Below are 17,482 nucleotides of genomic sequence, written 5' to 3' on the forward strand. Positions count from 1 at the left end.
CTTTTTCCTGGCGGCGGTCAGTACCGCGTCTGCGCGGTGAGCCAGAAAGCGCGCGAGCGATCGCCGGCTGCCGTGCGACCGGCGCTCGTCTGCCACGCGACGGAAGCGGCCGCGACGAAGCGCCCCGCGCCGCCGAGCAGCAGCGAGAAGCCCGCGCCCGCGAGCGTGCGCTGGTTGCCGCTCGCCTGCACGGGATCGCGGCTCGCGCGCACGCGGCCCGCGTCGTAGAACACGCCGACGCCCACGGGCAGCGGCGATGCGGCCGCGAGCTGATAGCGAAGCTCTGCCGAGCCGAGCACGCCGTGGTCGCCGACGCCTTCGCCGGAGGCGAACGCGCGCACGCCGACGGGGCCGCCGAGCGTCATCTTCTCGGCGGACGCGAGGTTGTCGAACGCGTACTGGGCCTGAAGCGAAGACACGATGCTCCAGCGCGGCGAAAGGAATTGCGTGCGCTGCAGTTCGCCATTGAATTTCGAGAAGCGGCCCTGCGTGCGCAAGCCGCCCGCGCCGGCGTCGATCAGCGACGAGGCACCGTCGAGGCCGAGGCGGCCCCAGGCCACGCTCGCCGCGTAGCTGGTGAGCGCGCCGCTGCCCGGCTGGCTCGCCGCGCCTTCGCGCAGTGCATTGCCCGCGATGCCCACGCGCACGAGGCCGATACGCCGGCTCGCGTCGGGACCGGCGGCGAGCCTGTCTTCGAGCTGCTTGTGCTCGAACGAGGCGAGCGCCCAGTGGCTGGCGGTGCGGCCGCGCACGAGGGGATGCAGCAAGGATGCGGCGGCGACGTTCGCCGTGCCGTGCGCGCCCAGCGCCTCGAAGGCGCCGCCGAGCGCGTATTCGCTGCGGGCCAGCGCCAGCGTCGCGCGCGTGCCGGCATCCGCGACGGGGACGGTGTACGCGAGCCGGTACAGCCGCGACTCGGTGATCTGCGCCACCTGCACGCGCGCACTCAGCGAGTCGCCCCGGCCGCTCACGTTGCTCGCATCGACGCCCGCGGTCGCACGCCAGCGTCCGGCCGAACGTACGCCGTGGTTGTCGATCGCCAGCGATGCCTCGTAGTCGCGCGGCTGCGCGCGTACCGTGACGACCAGATCGACTTCGCCGGTTCGGGCCCCGGGCTGAATCACGGCCGTGGCGTCGTGGCCGGAGAGGTCGCGCACGAGCAGCACGGGAAGGTCGAGCGCGTGGTCGGTGGCGTGCGAACCCGGCGGCAGGGCGCGACGCACGGCGGAGAAGACGCGGGGCGCGGGCGCCGTGCTTCCTTCCGACTTCACCTCGACCCGGCCGACACGGGCCTCGACGATCTCGATCGTGACCGTGCCGCCTTCGCGCGCGAGCGCCTGTTCGGGGATGAAAGCGTCGGTGAGGAGGTAGCCGCGGTCCTGGTAGTACTCCCGCACGTCGCGGGCCGCCTCCTGCAAACCCGAGAGGTCGGTGGCGTGACCGACGCGCCGGGCCACGACGGCTTGCAGCGCTTCAGCCGTGAAGACGGTGTTGCCCGTGAATCGGAAGGCGGCGGGGACGAGTTGCACCGAAGGTGGCGCCGCGACCGGGGCGGACGGCGGCGGCGCCAGACGGGGTCCGCCGGGTGCCGGCAGGGTCGGTGCGATTCGCGGGCGCTCCTGCAGGGTTCCTGCATCGGGCCGCGCAGGCCCGGTGACCTGTGCACTTGCCTGGGTCGCGCTGAAAGCAAGCGCCAACCACACGCCGCATGCACACCTCTCCATGATGTCCCCGATGTCGATGTTGTTACATTCTCACACAATTATGATGGCAGAGGATAATGCATTCATGGCCCTGCTGATCACCGACGAGTGCATCAACTGCGACGTCTGCGAGCCGGAATGCCCGAATGCGGCAATATTCCTCGGACCGGAGATCTACCAGATCGATCCGCACAAATGCACCGAATGCGTCGGCCACTTCGACGAGCCGCAGTGCGTGCAGGTTTGCCCGGTCGCGTGCATCCCGGTCAATCCGGCGTTCGTCGAGGACCGCGAGACCCTGTTCCAGAAGTACCTGCGCCTGAAGTCGCAGGCCTCAGGCTGAGCCTTTTTTATTTTTCTTCGTTTTCGGCTTGACCGTGCCGGGGACGGTGGCGGTGAAGTGTTCGGGCTTCTTCGCCTTCTTCTTTGCCGTGGGCTTGATCCTGACGCCGTCGTCCCCGCGAAGGCGGGGACCCAGGGCTTCCTTCCGGCCTTGTGGGAGCCCTGGATTCCCGCCTTCGCGCGAATGACGGGAATCCTCCTTCGCCCGGTCCGCCGCCATCGTGTCGGCCACCTTCGCATCCCGCTTCGCGGCGTCGCTCGCTTGTTGCGCCTGCTCGCGCGTGCGCGCGTCGGCGGCCTCGAGCGGCGTGCCGTCGGCGCACGGCTGCTGGCTGTAGGCGTTGCCGCAGCGCCAGACCGTCTGGGCGCCCGCGGTGCCGGCACCGAAGGTCATGACAAGGGCAAGACAGGCGAAGGTCGTTCTTCTCATGGGGGGCTCTGTCCTTCCGGTGCGGGCGGCTTCTCCGGCCGCGGCGGCTTGGGCCGCGGCGCCTTGTGGGTGTGGATGACGAGCGTCGCCTTTTCCATCTCGCCCGCCAGCAGGGCAGGGAACGCCTTGAGGGTGCGCGCCACGCAGTCCTCCATGTCCGCCCGCTGCTCCGGCGCGGGTTTCTTCAGGACCCAGTGGATCACCTCGGACTTCACGCCGGGGTGACCGATTCCCAGGCGCAGCCGCCAGTAGTCGCCCGTACCCAGCTGGGCATGGATGTCCCGCAGGCCGTTGTGGCCGGCGTGGCTGCCGCCGAACTTGAGCTTGGCCTGGCCGGGGACGACGTCGAGTTCGTCGTGGACCACCAGGATCTCTTCGGGCTTGATCTTGAAGAAGCGCGCCAGGCCCGCGACCGAGCGGCCCGAGAGGTTCATGAAGGTCTGCGGCTGCAGCAGCCAGAACACCTGGCCGTGCAGGTTGCAGCGCGCCACGAGTGCCTGATAGCCCTTGTCGTACGACAGCGTGGCCTTCAGCTCGCGCGCGAGCGCGTCGATCCACCAGAACCCCGCGTTGTGGCGCGTGGCTTCGTATTCGGGGCCGGGGTTGCCCAATCCGACGAAGAGTTTGATCATAAGAAAGGATTCATAACGAAAACGGCCCGCATGAGCGGGCCGTTGACCTGACACCGGACAACGCGTCGTCCGGGCGCAGCTTACTTCTTCTTGGCGTCCTTGGCGGGCGCGGCCTTCGCGTCCTTGGCCGGGGCCTTGCCGCCCTTGGCCGGTGCGGCCTTGGCGTCGGTGGCGGCCGCGGCGTCGGCCGGCTCCGCCACTTCCTCGGCCACCGGCGTCACCACCGACACGACCACCGGGTTCGGCTTGCCGTGCGTGACCACCTTCACGCCCTTGGGCAGCGCAATGTCGTTCAGGTGCAGCGTCGCGCCCTTCTTCAGGCCCGAGAGGTCGACGTCGATGAACTCGGGCAGGTCGGCCGGCAGGCACGAGATGTCGAGATCGTTCATCACCGGGTTGACCAGGCAGTTGTCGACCTTCACGGCCGGCGATTCCTCGGCGCCCTTGAAGTGCAGCGGCACCTTCATGTGCAGGCGCGTGTTGGCGTCGACGCGCTGGAAGTCGATGTGGACGACCTGCTGCTTGTACGGGTGGTACTGCACGTCGCGCAGCAGCACCTTGCCGGTGTTGCCGCCGACTTCCATCTCGAGGATGGAGGAGTGGAAGGCTTCCTTCTTCAGGGCGTGCCACAGCGCGTTGTGATCGAGCTCGATCAGCTGCGGCTGGCCGGCGCCCCCATAGACGATGCCCGGCGTCTTGCCGGAAACGCGGAGACGGCGGCTCGCACCCGTACCCTGCTTGGCGCGCTCGAAAGCGACGAATTTCATGACGTTCTCCAATTCGGGGGCCACCGCGACCAGTGCGCTCCCGGTTTCACAAATGCCCCGCGATGCGGGACGGCTAAAAAATCTAGAACAGGTTGGTCTGGTCGGAGAACAGACTCATCACCGATTCGCCCCGGGCGATGCGCTGGATCGTCTCGGCGATCAGCGGCGCCACGGTGACCTGGCGGATCTTGCCGCACCCGTGGGCGGCGTCCGACAGGGGAATGGTGTTGGTGACCACCACTTCGTCGAGCGCCGTGCCCTTGGACAGGCGCTCGATGGCGGGGCCGGAAAAGACCGGGTGCGTGCAATACGCGTAGACGTTCTTCGCGCCGCGCTCCTTGAGCACCTCGGCGGCCTTCACGAGCGTGCCGGCGGTGTCGATCATGTCGTCCATGATCACGCAGTTGCGGCCCTCGATCTCGCCGATGACGTGCATCACTTCGCTCACGTTCGCGCGCGGGCGGCGCTTGTCGATGATGGCGAGGTCGCAGTTGAGCTGCTTGGCGAGCGCGCGGGCGCGCACCACGCCGCCGACGTCGGGCGACACCACGATCAGGTCTTCGTAGTTCTTCAGGCGCAGGTCGCCCAGCAGCACGGGAGACGCGTAGATGTTGTCGACCGGAATGTCGAAGAAGCCCTGGATCTGGTCGGCGTGCAGGTCCATCGTCAGCACGCGCGCCACGCCCACGGTCTCGAGCAGGTTGGCCACGACCCGCGCCGAGATCGGCACGCGGCTGGAGCGCGGGCGGCGGTCCTGGCGGGCGTAGCCGTAGTAGGGGATGACGGCGCTGATCCGCTCGGCCGAGGCGCGCTTGAGCGCATCGACCATGATCAGCAGTTCCATCAGGTTCTCGTTCGTCGGGGCGCAGGTGGACTGCACGACGAAGACGTCGCGGGCGCGGACGTTGGTGTTGATCTCGACGGTGACTTCGCCGTCCGAGAAGCGCCCGACCGACGCGGCGCCCAGCGTGATGCCGAGGTGGCTCGCGATCTCCTGCGCCAATGCCGGGTTGGCATTGCCGGTGAAGACCATGAAGTCGGGAGGGGGCGCGGCAACCTGCATGACGTTGAACAGAATATTTGGCAGGGGAGGAAGGACTCGAACCCTCGAATGCCGGAATCAAAATCCGGTGCCTTAACCAACTTGGCGACTCCCCTACACAGGTTGGAGGCCGAAGAAAACTTCAGCCGCCCGCCGATGAATTGTCGCTGGATGCCCACCCGAACAACGGATGAACCTCCATATTGCCGCATTCCCGCACTTTCCAGCCCGGCGGAACGACCTGCGGTCGCCAGCTTGCGGCCGGCTCCAGCTTCGCGAACACCGCACTACCCGAGCCCGTCATGCGCGCCGTCCCTTTCGAGACGTCTTTCGAGAACTCCTGCGAGGCCAGCCACCGAACCGCCTGCCCCACTTCCGGGCAGTGCTTTTCGGCCACCGGCTGCAAGTCGTTGCGCCCGAAACCAAACGGGTTTGCAGCAAAGCCCGCGATTGTAGCAGCATCGGTGTCGCGCTCGAGTTCCGGGTCGCCGAAGACCGTCTTCGTCTCCAGTCCGGCGGCGGGCTTGACCACCGCGAAGCGCGCCGCCGGCACCTCGATCGGCACGAGGGACTCGCCGATGCCTTCGACCCAGGCGTTGCGCCCGCCGAGGAAGAACGGCACGTCGGCGCCCAGCCGCAGGCCGATGGCGCTCAGCTCGGCCAGCGACAGGCGGAGATTCCACAGGCGATGAAGCGCAAGCAGGCACGAGGCCGCATCGGACGAGCCGCCGCCCATGCCGGCCTGCGCGGGTATGCTTTTGTCGATGGCGATGTGGGCGCCCTCGGCCACGCCCGCCGCGCTTTGCAGGGCCCGCGCCGCGCGCAGCACGAGATCGTCCGCCGGCAGCGGGTCGCCCAGGTCCTCGCGGCTGATGGCTCCGCCGGGGCGCCGCTCGAAATGCAGCGTGTCGCACCAGTCGATGAGCATGAAGGCCGACTGCAGCAGGTGGTAGCCATCGGCGCGCCGCCCCGTGACGTGCAGGAACAGGTTGAGCTTGGCCGGGGCGGGTACGTCGAAGATCGCCTTCATGGCGGTCATGCAGCGCGCTTCAGCGCTCGAAAGCGATGCGCAGGTCGGCGGCCGGCGGCGGATCGACGCGGCGCGCCCGCAGTCGCCCTTGCGCGACCTCGGAGAGGTCGGCTTCCCAGCCGGGGACCCGCGTGTCGACGCCACGCAGCCAGTCGAAGAGCGCGGCAATGGGCAGCGGCGTGCCGGTCGCCTCGGCGGCCAGCGCCTCGAGGGACGGAAATTCGCGCGACGTCCGCTCGCCCGACTTCATCGTGGCGGCGCCCGGCCGCCAGTTCAGCACGGCCACCGTGCCGCCGAGCGGCCCGGTCAGCGTGAGTTCGCCCTGCTGCGCCGAGCCCTGCAGGTCGAAGCCGGCGGAGAACGAGGCGAGCCGCCGGTCCTCGACCTGAAGCGAAAGCCGGCCGCTCCAGCTCGTGGCGGCCTCGTCCGTCGAGGGCGCACGCGGCGGCGCCGCGCAACCTGCCGCCGCCGCGACCGTCAACGCCAGTGCGGCGCGCGCGAGCCACCCCGTCATGGGCGGACCCGCAGCCGCTTGAGCGTCTCGACCAGCGTCTCGTTTTCGCTGTTCATCAGCAGCCCCTCGCGCCAGATGCTCTGCGCGCGATCGCGCTGGCCGAGGCTCCACAGCACCTCGCCGTAGTGGGCGGCGATTTCGGGGTCGGGCCGCTGCTTGTACGCTCCCTCGAGCAGGCGCAGCGCCTCGGCCTTGTTGCCCATGCGGAACTCGACCCACGCGAGGCTGTCGGTGATGAACGGGTCGCCCGGCGCGAGCTCCAGCGCCTTCTGGATCAGCTGCTTGGCCTCGGGCAGCCGCACGTTGCGGTCCGCGAGCGAATAGCCGAGCGCGTTGTACGCATGCTGGTAGTCGGGCTTGCTCGCGATCACGAGGCGCAGCAGCCTCTCCATCTCGCCCAGGTTGTCGAGCTTCTCGGCCATCATGGCCTGGTCGTACATCAGGTCCACGTCCTTCGGGTCCTTGCGGATCGCCTCGGCGAGAAGCTCGTACGCGGCCCGGTACTGCTTCTGCTCGCGCAGCAGGCCGACCTCGGCCATGAGCTTGCCGCGCGCGTCGCCCGGGTTGCGTTCGGGCAGGTCGCGGATCAGCTTGCGGGCCTCGTCGAGGCGGCCCTGGCGGGCGAGCAGCGAAGCGCGGCGGTTCTGCGTCGCGACCAGCGACTGCGGGTTGTCGATGCGGTCGAGCCAGGCGCCGGCCGCGGCGTAGTCCTTTCGCCTCTCGGCGATTTGCGCAAGCGAGAGATAGGCCTGCGCGAGGCCGCGGCTGCGCTCCTCCGACGACATGCCCTGCGAGAGCTCGACGAACCGCATCAGCGATTTCTCGGCGGCCGGGAGCTGGTTCTCCTGGACCATCAAAGTGCCCTGCACCAGCCAGGCCTCCGCGAAATCGGGCTTCTCCGCCGTGATGAAGCGCAACTGCTCCAGCGCGTCGGGGTAGCGCTGCGCGTCGAGCAGGTTGCGCGCGTAGCCCATGCGCAGCTCGGGCAGCGGCTTGTCCTCGAGATACTTCCTCACCAGCGCCTCGGCCTGCGGCTGCTTCGGGTTCATCAGTTCGAGCGCGAGCAGGGCCGGTCCTTCGGCGCGGGCATTCAGGGCCTGCCCCCGGCGCGCGGCGTCGAGCGCGCCCGTCGCATCGCCGGCGGCGAGCCGCGCGCGGCCGACGGCCGTCCAGGCGGCGGGGCCGAGCGCGGGGCTGGCGAAGTGCTCGGCGAGCACCTGTTCGATGAGCGCCGCGGCCGCCTTCTTGTCGGACACGCGGGCATAGAGGCGGGGGAGGGCGGCGATCGCCGCCGCGCGATCCTTCGGCTCGGCCAGCGCGATCTCCGTGCGCAGGGGCTCCGCGGTGTCGGCGAGGCGATTGAGCGCGAGCAGGATCTGCAGCACGTAGCGGTTGGCGTCGCGCGACTTCGGCAGGGCCTGCTTCCAGGCGCGCGCGGCCTGCAGCGCCGACTCGCCGGAGCGGTTCTGGAACGCGATGTCGACCGCGCGCTGGTACAGCGCCGGGTCGTTCGTCTTGCGCGCCGCGTCGAGGATCAGCGCGAAGCCGGTGCCCGGCTCGTCGCCGCGTGCGTTGAGCTCGCCGAGCAGCAACTGGTAGAACAGTTCGCCGGTGAGGGCGCTGGGGGTCGGCTTGGGGGTGGGCGTCGCCTGCACGGCGGTGGGCTGCGCGTGCGCGAGAGCGGCGGCCAGCGCGAGGCCGACGCCGGCGGCGACCCGGGGGAATCTCTTCATCGAACCATAATAATCCAGCCCGCCATGCCGGAACTCCCCGAAGTCGAAGTCACCCGCCGAAGTTTCGCGACGCGCATCGAGGGCGCGCGCATCGTGGACGTGCGCGTGGGCAAGGCGCTGCGCTGGCCGCTCGGCGTCGAGCCGTCCACGCTGGTCGGCCGCATGGTGCAGGGCGTGCGCCGCCGCGGCAAGTACCTGCTGATGGACCTCGACCGCGGGCTGCTCCTGCTGCATCTCGGGATGTCGGGCAGCCTCCTTTTCGCACCGGACGTGCCCGAGGCCGGCGCGCACGACCACTTCGACCTCGTCACCGACCGCGGCGTCCTGCGCCTGAACGATCCCCGCCGTTTCGGCGCCGTGGTGTTCGCCGACGACGAGGCGAGCGCGCCCGCGGCCAAGCTGCTCGGCGGCCTGGGGGTCGAGCCGCTGGAGGCGCACTTCGACCCCGTCGCCTTCCATGCGGCGCTGAAGCGGCGCAAGGCCCCGGTCAAGCAGGTCCTGCTCGCGGGCGACGTCGTGGTCGGCGTGGGCAACATCTATGCGTCCGAGGCCCTGTTCCTCGCCGGCATCCGGCCCACGACGCCCGCCTCGCGCATCAGCCGCCCGCGCGCCGCGCGCCTGCATGCGTCGGTTCGCGCGGTGCTCGCCAAGGCGGTGGACAAGGGCGGCAGCACCCTGCGCGACTTCTCCAGCGCCGAGGGCAAGACGGGATACTTCCAGCTCGAGGCGATGGTCTACGACCGGGCGGGCGAGCCGTGCCGCGTCTGCGGCACGCCGATCCGGACGATCCGCCAGGGCCAGCGCGCCACGTATTTCTGTCCCGCGTGCCAGAAACCGTGAGGGTGGCGCGGTCGCCGAATGCTATAGTCAAAACGCATTCGTCAAAACGCATTCGCCTCGGGTGACGGGACAGTCTTTGGCCACTTCGTTCAACGATCAATTCGACCAGCATGGCGCATGGCGGCGCGAGTTCGCGCTGCGCCTGAAGCTGCTGGCCGAGTGGCTGAAGGACCACGAGCTGCTCGACAGCGCGGTCGAGGAGCGGCTGCGCCGCCTCGAGACGCAGATGCGTTCCGACAAGGTGATGGTCGCCTTCGTCGCCGAGTTTTCGCGCGGCAAGTCCGAGCTGATCAACGCGATCTTCTTCGCCGGCTACAAGCGCCGCATCATGCCGGCTTCGGCCGGACGCACGACGATGTGCCCGACCGAGCTGGGCTACGACGCCGAAGTGCCCCCTTGCCTGCGCCTCCTGCCGATCGAGACGCGCATGCAGCCGCAGCCGCTGATGGAGTGGCGCGCGGTGCCCGAGAAGTGGCTGCGCGTCGACCTGGACGTCAACGATCCCGGCCAGCTCGCGCAGGCGCTCGAGAAGGTCTCCGAGGTGGTGCGCGTGCCGCCCGAGGAGGCCAAGGCGCTCGGTTTCTGGCACGAGGACGTGCCCGAGGACAACCCGATGGTCGGCAACGACGGCCTGATCGAAGTTCCGCGCTGGCGCCATGCCCTCATCAACATCGCGCATCCCCTGCTGAAGCAGGGGCTCGTCATCCTCGACACGCCGGGCCTCAACGCGATCGGCGCCGAGCCCGAGCTGACGGTCAACCTGATTCCCCAGGCGCACGCGGTGGTGTTCATCCTCGCGGCCGACACCGGCGTCACCAAGTCCGACCTCACGATCTGGCGCGAGCACCTGGTTGCCGAGAACGGCGGCAGCACCGAAGCGCGGCTGGTGGTCCTGAACAAGATCGACACGATGTGGGACGCGCTGTCCACCCCCGCGCAGGTGCAGTCGCAGATCGACCGGCAGCGCGCGACCACGGCCGAGATCCTGGGCCTGCCGCAGGAGCGCGTGATTCCGGTGTCGGCGCAGAAGGGCCTGGTCGCCAAGGTCAACAACGACGCCGAGCTGCTGAAGAAAAGCGAGCTGCCCGTGCTCGAGCAGGCGCTCGCGTTCGGCGTCATGGGCCAGCGCCAGGCGATCCTGCGCGCGGCGGTGTCGGGCAGCATCGCGGAACTGCGGCACGAGGCCACGCGCGTCATCAACATCCGCCGCCGCGACCTGGCCGAACAGATGGTGGAGCTCAAGGGCCTGCGCGGCAAGAACACCTCCGTGATCCGGCACATGCGCGCCCGCATCGAGCAGGAGCAGGGCGACTTCGACGCGAGCGGCGCGAAGATCCACGCCGTGCGCTCGGTCCACCTGAAGCTGCTGCGCGAAGTGTTCGCGCTGCTGGGCACGAGCACGCTCAAGGCCGAGATGGCGGAACTCACGAAGGCGCTGCGCCAGCCCGGGATCAAGCTCGGGGTGAAGAAGGCCTACGGCGAGACCTTCAACCGGCTGCGCGCGGGCTTGCGCAAGGCGCAATCGACCAGCGCGGAAATCCAGTCCATGCTCACCGGCACCTTCCGCCAGCTGAACGCCGAATACGGCTTCTCGCTGCAGGCGCCGCGCGAGCCCGAACTCGCGCGCTACGAGCGCGACCTCGACCTCGTGGAGCGCAGCCACAACCAGTACCTCGGCGTGGGCAATGCGCTGAGGCTCGCGCAGCCCGAGTTCGCCGATCGCCTGGTGCGCGCGCTCGCCACCCGGCTGCGCGTGGTGTACGAGTCCGCGCTGGGCGAAGTGGAGCTCTGGAACAAGTCCGCCGCCGCGCAGCTCGATGCGCAGTTGCGCGAGCGCCGCCGCAACTTCGGACGCCGGATCGAGGCGATCGAGCGGATCCAGGAGGCCGCCTCGGGCCTCGACGACCGCATCGGCGAGATCGATGCGCAAGAGGCCGCGCTCGACCAGCTCGACGCGAAGCTCGCCGAACTCACCTCGCATCTCACGAACCCGCCGGCGGCCGACACGGCGGCCTCGAACGAGCCCGTGCTGAAGACCGCATGAGGGCGCCGCCCGCGCGGCGCGCGGGGACTCCGGACGCCGGCGAGTTCGCGGACTTTTCCGCGCGCGTCGTGCGCTGGCAAGCCTCTCACGGCCGCAACCATCTGCCCTGGCAGAACACGCGCGACGCGTACCGCGTTTGGCTGTCCGAGGTCATGCTTCAGCAGACGCAGGTGGCGACGGTGCTCGGCTACTACGCCCGTTTCCTGGAGCGTTTTCCCGACGTCCGCGCCCTCGCCGCCGCGAGCGAGGACGACGTGTTCGCGCTCTGGAGCGGCCTCGGCTACTACAGCCGCGCGCGCAACCTGCACAAGTGCGCGCAGGAGGTCGTCGAACGTTTCGGCGGCGAGTTACCGTGCACGGCGGCCGAGCTCGAAACCCTGCCCGGCATCGGCCGCTCCACGGCGGCCGCCGTCGCGTCGCTGTGCTTCGGCGAACGCATCGCCATCCTCGACGGCAACGTCAAGCGCGTGCTCGCGCGTGCGCTCGGCTTCGGCAAGGACCTCGCGTCGTCGGCGAACGAGCGCGAACTGTGGGACCACGCGACGGCGCTTCTGCCCACGCGCGACCTGCATCGCGCCATGCCGCGCTACACGCAGGGCTTGATGGACATCGGCGCGACCGTGTGCCTGCCGCGCAACCCGAGTTGCCTGATCTGCCCCGTGCATTCGCTGTGCATCGGCGCCCGCGAAGGCGCGCCGCAGAACTATCCGGTGAAGACGCGCAAGCTGAAGCGCACCGCGCAGTCGCTGTGGCTGCTGCGCGCGCGCAGGAAGGACGGCGCGGTGTGGCTGCAGAAGCGGCCTGCCACGGGTGTGTGGGCCGGCCTCTACTGCCTGCCCGTGTACGAGAGTCGCGACGAACTCGACGCCTGCCTGCCGCCCCGTGCGCGCGTGCGCGATGCCGAGCCCTTCGTCCACGTGCTCACGCACAAGGACCTGCATCTGCACCCGGTCGAAGTGGACGTACCCGCCTCGTGGCGCGCGACGGAAGGCGCATGGTTCGCCGCCGATGCCTGGCCCGCGCTGGGCCTGCCCGCGCCGGTCAGGCGGCTTTTGGCTTCATGACGTCGGCTTCGCGGTGGCGCTTCAGCGTCGTCCAGCGGTGCCCGAAGGCGGCGGCGAGCCGCTCCACCAGGTACACCGAGCGGTGCTGCCCGCCGGTGCAGCCGATGGCGACCGTCACGTAGCTGCGGTGGTTGCGCGCGAGCGGCTCCAGCCAGTGCTGCAGGAACTGCTCGATGTGGCGGTACATCTGCTCCACCTCGGGATACTGCTTCAGGAATTCGACGACCGGCCCGTCGAGCCCCGTCAGGTCGCGCAGCTCCGCCTCGTAGTGCGGGTTCGGCAGCATGCGCACGTCGAACACGTAGTCGGCGTCGACCGGAATGCCGCGCTTGAACGCGAAGGACTCGAACACGAGCGTGAGCTGGTTGGCGGGCGCCGAGAGCAGCGCCTTCACGTACGCCTGCAACTGCGCCGGCCGCAGCACGCTCGTGTCGATCACGTGCGCCTGCTCGCGCAGGTCGGCGAGCACCTCGCGCTCGAGCTCGATGGCGTCCACCAGCGCATGATGCTGGTCGAGCACGCCGCCTTCAAGCGTGGTCGGCCGGTTCACCGACAGCGGATGGCGGCGCCGCGTCTCGGAGAAGCGGCGCACCAGCGTATCCGTCGTGGAGTCGAGAAACAGGGTCAGCACCGCCACGCCCTGCCGCTGCAGCTCGCGCAGTTGCGCGGGCACGAGCGGCAGCGAGGTCGCGCTTCGCACGTCGATGGCGATGGCGACGCGACGCGCGCTGTGCTGCTGCTCGAGCGCGACGAAGGACAGCAGCAGCTCGGGCGGCAGGTTGTCGACGCAGTAGTAGCCGGCGTCCTCGAGCGCGCGCAGCCCGACCGACTTGCCGGAGCCCGACATGCCCGTGATGAGGATCAGCTCCAGCCCGGTGGTGGGGATCGGATCGGTCAATGGAAAACCTCCGTGCTTTTCACTGCGGTGCGAGCGCCTTCGGGCGGCCGGGCGGCGCTCATGGGAGTCCCAGCATTTCCTTGGCATGCGCGAGGGTCGTGCCCGACAGGCGCTCCCCGCCGAGCATGCGCGCCACCTCGGCCACGCGCTTCTCGCCCTCGACGGGCGTCACGGTGCTCGCCACGCCCTGCGCCCCGCCGCGCTTGGCGACGACGAGGTGATGATCGGCGCAGGCCGCGACCTGCGGCAGGTGCGTCACGGCGAGCACCTGCCTGTCTTTGCCGAGCTGCTTCATGAGCCGGCCCACGGTCTCGGCGACCGCGCCGCCCACGCCCGAGTCGACCTCGTCGAAAATCAGCGTCTGCGCGGCGCCGAGCCGGCTCGTCGTCACAGCGATGGCCAGCGCGATGCGCGAGAGCTCGCCGCCCGAGGCCACCTTGCCGATGGGCCGCGGGGTCGCGCCTGCATGTCCCGCGACGAGGAATGCGACGTCCTCCATGCCGCTGGACGCCGGTTCGGCGGATTTCTCCAGCGCCACCTCGAACTTGCCGCCCTGCATGCCGAGCCCCTGCATCGCGGCCGTCACGGCCTTCGACAGTTGCGGGGCCGCCTTCGTGCGCGCCTTGGTCACGGCCCTGGCTTCGGCGGCGAACGCCGCATGGGCCGCGCGCTCCGCCGCTTCCAGCGCGGCCAGATCGGCCGCCGCATCGAGTCGCGCGAGCTCCTGCTTCCAGCCCTCGAGCAGCGCGGGCAGCTCGTCGGGCGTGCGCTTGTAGCGCCGCGCGAGCGACAGCCACAGGCCCATGCGCTCGTCGAGCTCGGCCAGGCGCGCGGGGTCGAGATCGGCGCGGCGCAGATACGACTGCAGGGAATGCGATGCGTCCTCGGCCTGCGCGAGCGCGGAGGCGAGCACCTCGGCCACTTCGCGGAAGCGCGGCTCCAGGTGCTCCAGCCCGCGCACGGCATCGAGCGACTTCGACAGGCTGTCCGTTGCGCCGGCTTCGTCGCCCTGCAGCCGTTCGATGGCGCCCTGCGCCGCATCGATCAGGGCCTGGGCGTGCGACAGGCGCGTGTGGCTCGCGTTCAGTTCGTCCCACTCGTCCGCGGCCGGCGCCAGCTTGTCGACTTCGCCGATCTGCCAGGCGAGTCGTTCGCGCTCGCGCTGCAGCGAGTCCTGTGCCGTGCGCGCCTCGGCCAGCACCTTCTGCGCGGTGCGCCAGCCTTGCCAGTGCTGCTGCAGGGGGCGCGTGTCGAGTCCCGCATAGGCGTCGAGCAGCTCGCGCACCGACGCCGGCCGGGTGAGGCTTTGCCAGGCGTGCTGTCCGTGGATGTCGACGAGCTGTTCGCCCAGTTCGCGCAGCTGCGTTGCCGTCGCCGGGGCGCCGTTGACCCAGGCGCGGCTCTTGCCCTGCGTGTCGATGGTGCGGCGCACGAGCAGCGAGTCGCCGCCTTCGAACCCGGCTTCCTTCAGCCACGGGGCGAGGTCCGGCGGCAGGTCGAACTCGGCCGTGATGTCGGCGCGCGCGGCGCCCTCGCGCACCACGGTCGCGTCGGCGCGCGAGCCCAGCGCGAGCTGCAGCGCGTCGATCAGGATCGACTTGCCCGCGCCCGTCTCGCCCGTCAGCACCGAGAATCCGGCCGCGAGTTCGAGCTCCAGCTCGCGAACGATCACGAAATCGCGCAGGGCGATTCTTTTCATCATGTGCCGCCGCCCTCGTTCCAGTGCAGCTTCTTGCGAAGGGTGTCGAAATAGGTCCAGCCGCGCGGATGCAGGAAGCGTACCTTGTGCTCCGAGCGCCGCACCACGATGCGGTCGCCGTGCAGCAGCTCGGCGAGCGACTGCATGTCGAAGTTCGCGCTGGCGTCGCGGCCGGACACGAGCTCGATGGCCACCTCAGCCGCGTCGGGCAGCACGATCGGCCGGTTCGACAGGGTGTGCGGCGCGATCGGCACCAGCACCCAGCCGGGGTTGGACGGATGCAGCAGCGGGCCGCCCGCGGACAGCGCGTACGCGCTCGAGCCCGTGGGTGTGGCCACGATCAGCCCGTCGGCGCGCTGGCTCGCGACGAAGTGGCCGTCGACCTCGACGCGGATCTCGACCATGCCCGAGGTCGTGCCGCGATGCACCACCACGTCGTTCATGGCGAGCGCCTCGAAGACGCATCGCCCGTCGCGCAGCACGTGCGCGTGCATGAGCGTGCGGAAGTCCTCTTCGTACTCGCCGGCCAGCATGGGCGGCAGCAGGTGCGCATATTGGTCGAGCGCGATGTCGGTGATGCAGCCGAGCCGTCCCTGGATGATGCCGCTGAGGGGCACGCCGTGCGAGGCGAGCTGCCGACCGATACCCAGCATGGTGCCGTCGCCGCCCACCACCCGGCCGAGGTCGCACCGCGCGCCGATGCCGGCGACGTCGAGCGTGGCGTAGCCCTCGAGGCCGGCGATGGCCGCGGTCTCGTCGTGGACCGCGACCTCGCAGCCCTGCGACTCGACGAAGCGGGCGATCTGCTCCAGCGCCGCGCGCGTGGAGTCGGCCTGGGCGGCCGGACCCGCGGCATGGTACTTGCCGATCAGCGCCACCTGCCGGAAGATCGATTTCATCGGCCGATTACATCATTGATTTCGCCGCGGCGACCGGTCGATTCCCCGCGTCTCACCGCTTAGAATCGACGCAGCCTCATAGCAGGCAGGCCAAGATGCTCGACGAACGTGCCAAGCTGTTGTTGAAAGCCCTGATCGAGCGCTACATCGCGGAGGGGCAGCCCGTGGGATCGCGCACGCTGTCGCGCGCCTCCGGGCTCGAGTTGTCGCCCGCGACCATCCGCAACGTGATGTCCGACCTCGAGGAACTGGGCCTCGTCGCGAGTCCGCACACCTCGGCGGGCCGCATCCCGACCGCGCGCGGCTACCGGCTCTTCGTGGACACCATGCTCACCGCCCGGCGGGACGACCTGTCCGCGCCCGCGCCGAGCCTGCCGCACGATCAACCTCAGCGGGTGATCGCGCACGCAGCTCAGCTGTTGTCGAACATGTCGCAGTTCGTGGGCGTCGTCGTCGCGCCGAGGCGCAGCTCGGTGTTCCGGCACATCGAATTCCTGAGGCTGTCCGAGCGCCGCTTTCTCGTCATCATCGTCTCGCCCGAAGGCGACGTGCAGAACCGCGTGGTCCACACCGCGGCCGACTACACCCAGTCTCAGCTCGCCGAGGCCGCGAACTATCTCAACGCGCACTACGCCGGCCTCACGATCGAGGAGGTGCGCTCGCGCCTGAAGAGCGAGGTGGAAACGCTGCAGGCCGAGATCGCCACCCTGATGCGCACGGCGGTCGACGCCGGCACCGAGGCGATGGCGCAGGACCAGGACGAGGTGGTGATCTCCGGCGAGCGCAACCTGCTCTCGGTCACCGATTTCGCGAGCGACATGAAGAACCTGCGGCACGCCTTCGAACTGTTCGAGCAGAAAACGCAGCTGATGCGCCTGCTCGAAGTGTCGAGCCAGGCGGAGGGCGTGCGCATCTTCATCGGCGGCGAAAGCCAGATCGTGCCCTTCGAGGAGCTGTCCGTGGTCAGTTCGCCGTACGTGGTGGACGGGCAGGTGGTCGGCACGCTCGGCGTGATCGGGCCCACGCGCATGCCCTACGACCGGATGATCCAGATCGTGGACATCACGGCGAAGCTGGTGGGTAATGCGTTGAGTCACAACCGGTAGCGCCACAGCCGGTCTCGAGCTCGCGACAGCCCCGCAGGCTGCGCCCAACGTCCGCAGATCGGACGAGTAACTCTCATGCATCACCTTCAAAGCTCAGCGTAAGTGCTTGCTTTGCAAGGATTTTTGCCCCAGCTCATCTGAGAAATATGCCGTAAGTCCTTGATTTCATTGCACAAACGAGCCACGCGTTTACTTGCTTCCGCGGCCAGTCCTGATACAGTGCAAAAAAGTGCAATGAAGTGGGGGAAAGTGGTGGTCGCTTTCCCTTTCTGCATTTCCGAACGAGCAAGGGCTAACTCAAGTGTTCCAGGGCGCGTCGTCGCTGAGTCTCGATGCCAAGGGGCGGCTGTCCATGCCCACCCGGCATCGCGAAGTGCTGGGCGCGACCGCGGCCGGCCAGCTCACGATCACGCGCCACCCGCACGGCTGCCTCATGATTTTTCCGCGCCCCGAGTGGGAAAAGTTTCGAGAGCGTATCGCCGCGTTACCCATGGGCGCCCAGTGGTGGAAGAGAATTCTCCTGGGCAACGCGATGGACGTGGAGCTCGATTCGACCGGCCGCGTCCTCGTCTCGCCCGAGTTGCGCGCGGCCACGGGGATCGGCAAGGAAACCATGCTGCTGGGCATGGGCAATCACTTCGAACTCTGGGACAAGGCGACCTACGAGGCCAAGGAGGCGGAAGCCATGGCCGGAGAGATGCCCGACGTCTTCAGGGAATTCTCTTTTTGAAAGCGGGCG

At 69.3% G+C, this 17,482-nt stretch carries 17 protein-coding genes and 1 tRNA gene; 6 read left to right on the forward strand and 12 right to left on the reverse strand.

The window, feature by feature from the left end; genetic code table 11:
- Positions 1–17 precede the first annotated feature (17 nt).
- The gene (locus AB7E83_RS10680; RefSeq protein ID WP_428568895.1) at positions 18–1,529 is read right to left on the reverse strand and encodes a ShlB/FhaC/HecB family hemolysin secretion/activation protein; all 1,512 of its coding nucleotides are present in this window, start codon (positions 1,527–1,529) and stop codon (positions 18–20) included.
- A 259-nt stretch (positions 1,530–1,788) separates the two neighbouring features.
- Here AB7E83_RS10680 and AB7E83_RS10685 point away from each other — a divergent pair, with 259 nt between their 5' ends.
- Entirely contained in the window at positions 1,789–2,046 is a 258-nt protein-coding gene (locus AB7E83_RS10685) for a YfhL family 4Fe-4S dicluster ferredoxin (RefSeq protein ID WP_428568898.1), read from the forward strand.
- On the opposite strand, the gene AB7E83_RS10690 is transcribed toward AB7E83_RS10685, so the two are convergent.
- The 8 genes from AB7E83_RS10690 to AB7E83_RS10725 all read right to left on the reverse strand — a co-directional run bounded on the left by AB7E83_RS10690 (position 2,038) and on the right by AB7E83_RS10725 (position 8,193).
- The gene (locus tag AB7E83_RS10690) at positions 2,038–2,475 is read right to left on the reverse strand and encodes a hypothetical protein (protein WP_428568900.1); all 438 of its coding nucleotides are present in this window, start codon (positions 2,473–2,475) and stop codon (positions 2,038–2,040) included. The genes AB7E83_RS10685 and AB7E83_RS10690 overlap by 9 nt on opposite strands.
- Positions 2,472–3,107, reverse strand: coding sequence for an aminoacyl-tRNA hydrolase (gene pth / locus AB7E83_RS10695; protein ID WP_428568902.1), 636 nt, complete (start codon positions 3,105–3,107; stop codon positions 2,472–2,474). Before pth ends, AB7E83_RS10690 begins: the two co-directional genes overlap by 4 nt.
- A gap of 80 nt (positions 3,108–3,187) precedes the next feature.
- The gene (locus AB7E83_RS10700; RefSeq protein ID WP_428568904.1) at positions 3,188–3,874 is read right to left on the reverse strand and encodes a 50S ribosomal protein L25/general stress protein Ctc; all 687 of its coding nucleotides are present in this window, start codon (positions 3,872–3,874) and stop codon (positions 3,188–3,190) included.
- 82 nt (positions 3,875–3,956) lie between these two features.
- Entirely contained in the window at positions 3,957–4,937 is a 981-nt protein-coding gene (locus tag AB7E83_RS10705; protein ID WP_428568907.1) for a ribose-phosphate pyrophosphokinase, read from the reverse strand.
- Positions 4,938–4,955: 18 nt separating this feature from the next.
- A tRNA-Gln gene (locus AB7E83_RS10710) sits at positions 4,956–5,032 on the reverse strand.
- A gap of 26 nt (positions 5,033–5,058) precedes the next feature.
- The gene (gene ispE, locus AB7E83_RS10715; protein ID WP_428569107.1) at positions 5,059–5,946 is read right to left on the reverse strand and encodes a 4-(cytidine 5'-diphospho)-2-C-methyl-D-erythritol kinase; all 888 of its coding nucleotides are present in this window, start codon (positions 5,944–5,946) and stop codon (positions 5,059–5,061) included.
- 19 nt (positions 5,947–5,965) lie between these two features.
- Positions 5,966–6,460: an outer membrane lipoprotein LolB gene (locus tag AB7E83_RS10720; RefSeq protein ID WP_428568909.1), complete on the reverse strand. Its 495-nt coding sequence runs from the start codon at positions 6,458–6,460 to the stop codon at positions 5,966–5,968.
- Complete coding sequence (locus AB7E83_RS10725) at positions 6,457–8,193, reverse strand: tetratricopeptide repeat protein (protein WP_428568912.1); 1,737 nt, start codon at positions 8,191–8,193, stop codon at positions 6,457–6,459. The genes AB7E83_RS10720 and AB7E83_RS10725 overlap by 4 nt, the downstream gene beginning before the upstream one ends.
- A gap of 24 nt (positions 8,194–8,217) precedes the next feature.
- Here AB7E83_RS10725 and mutM point away from each other — a divergent pair, with 24 nt between their 5' ends.
- The 3 genes from mutM (at position 8,218) to mutY (ending at position 12,141) form a co-directional block, all read left to right on the forward strand.
- Entirely contained in the window at positions 8,218–9,033 is an 816-nt protein-coding gene (gene mutM, locus AB7E83_RS10730; protein ID WP_428568914.1) for a bifunctional DNA-formamidopyrimidine glycosylase/DNA-(apurinic or apyrimidinic site) lyase, read from the forward strand.
- 76 nt (positions 9,034–9,109) lie between these two features.
- The gene (locus tag AB7E83_RS10735) at positions 9,110–11,077 is read left to right on the forward strand and encodes a dynamin family protein (RefSeq protein ID WP_428568917.1); all 1,968 of its coding nucleotides are present in this window, start codon (positions 9,110–9,112) and stop codon (positions 11,075–11,077) included.
- Entirely contained in the window at positions 11,074–12,141 is a 1,068-nt protein-coding gene (mutY, locus tag AB7E83_RS10740; RefSeq protein ID WP_428568920.1) for an A/G-specific adenine glycosylase, read from the forward strand. Before AB7E83_RS10735 ends, mutY begins: the two co-directional genes overlap by 4 nt.
- Here mutY and rapZ read toward each other — a convergent pair.
- The 3 genes from rapZ to AB7E83_RS10755 are packed head-to-tail and all read right to left on the reverse strand — an operon-like array spanning position 12,119 to position 15,637.
- Positions 12,119–13,039 carry an RNase adapter RapZ gene (gene rapZ, locus AB7E83_RS10745; protein WP_428568921.1) on the reverse strand — a complete coding sequence of 307 codons (921 nt, stop codon included), beginning with the start codon at positions 13,037–13,039 and terminating at the stop codon, positions 12,119–12,121. The genes mutY and rapZ overlap by 23 nt on opposite strands.
- A gap of 58 nt (positions 13,040–13,097) precedes the next feature.
- The gene (gene recN / locus AB7E83_RS10750) at positions 13,098–14,738 is read right to left on the reverse strand and encodes a DNA repair protein RecN (protein WP_428568923.1); all 1,641 of its coding nucleotides are present in this window, start codon (positions 14,736–14,738) and stop codon (positions 13,098–13,100) included.
- Complete coding sequence (locus AB7E83_RS10755; RefSeq protein ID WP_428568926.1) at positions 14,738–15,637, reverse strand: NAD kinase; 900 nt, start codon at positions 15,635–15,637, stop codon at positions 14,738–14,740. The genes recN and AB7E83_RS10755 overlap by 1 nt, the downstream gene beginning before the upstream one ends.
- A gap of 95 nt (positions 15,638–15,732) precedes the next feature.
- Here AB7E83_RS10755 and hrcA point away from each other — a divergent pair, with 95 nt between their 5' ends.
- Both hrcA and mraZ read left to right on the forward strand, forming a co-directional pair.
- Positions 15,733–16,743: a heat-inducible transcriptional repressor HrcA gene (gene hrcA / locus AB7E83_RS10760; RefSeq protein WP_428568929.1), complete on the forward strand. Its 1,011-nt coding sequence runs from the start codon at positions 15,733–15,735 to the stop codon at positions 16,741–16,743.
- A gap of 301 nt (positions 16,744–17,044) precedes the next feature.
- Positions 17,045–17,473 (forward strand): division/cell wall cluster transcriptional repressor MraZ, encoded by a 429-nt coding sequence (mraZ, locus tag AB7E83_RS10765; protein WP_428568931.1) that lies wholly within the window; start codon positions 17,045–17,047, stop codon positions 17,471–17,473.
- The last annotated feature ends 9 nt before the right edge of the window (positions 17,474–17,482 follow it).

This window comes from Ramlibacter sp., assembly GCF_050250995.1.
In the GTDB taxonomy this organism is placed as follows: domain Bacteria; phylum Pseudomonadota; class Gammaproteobacteria; order Burkholderiales; family Burkholderiaceae_C; genus Ramlibacter.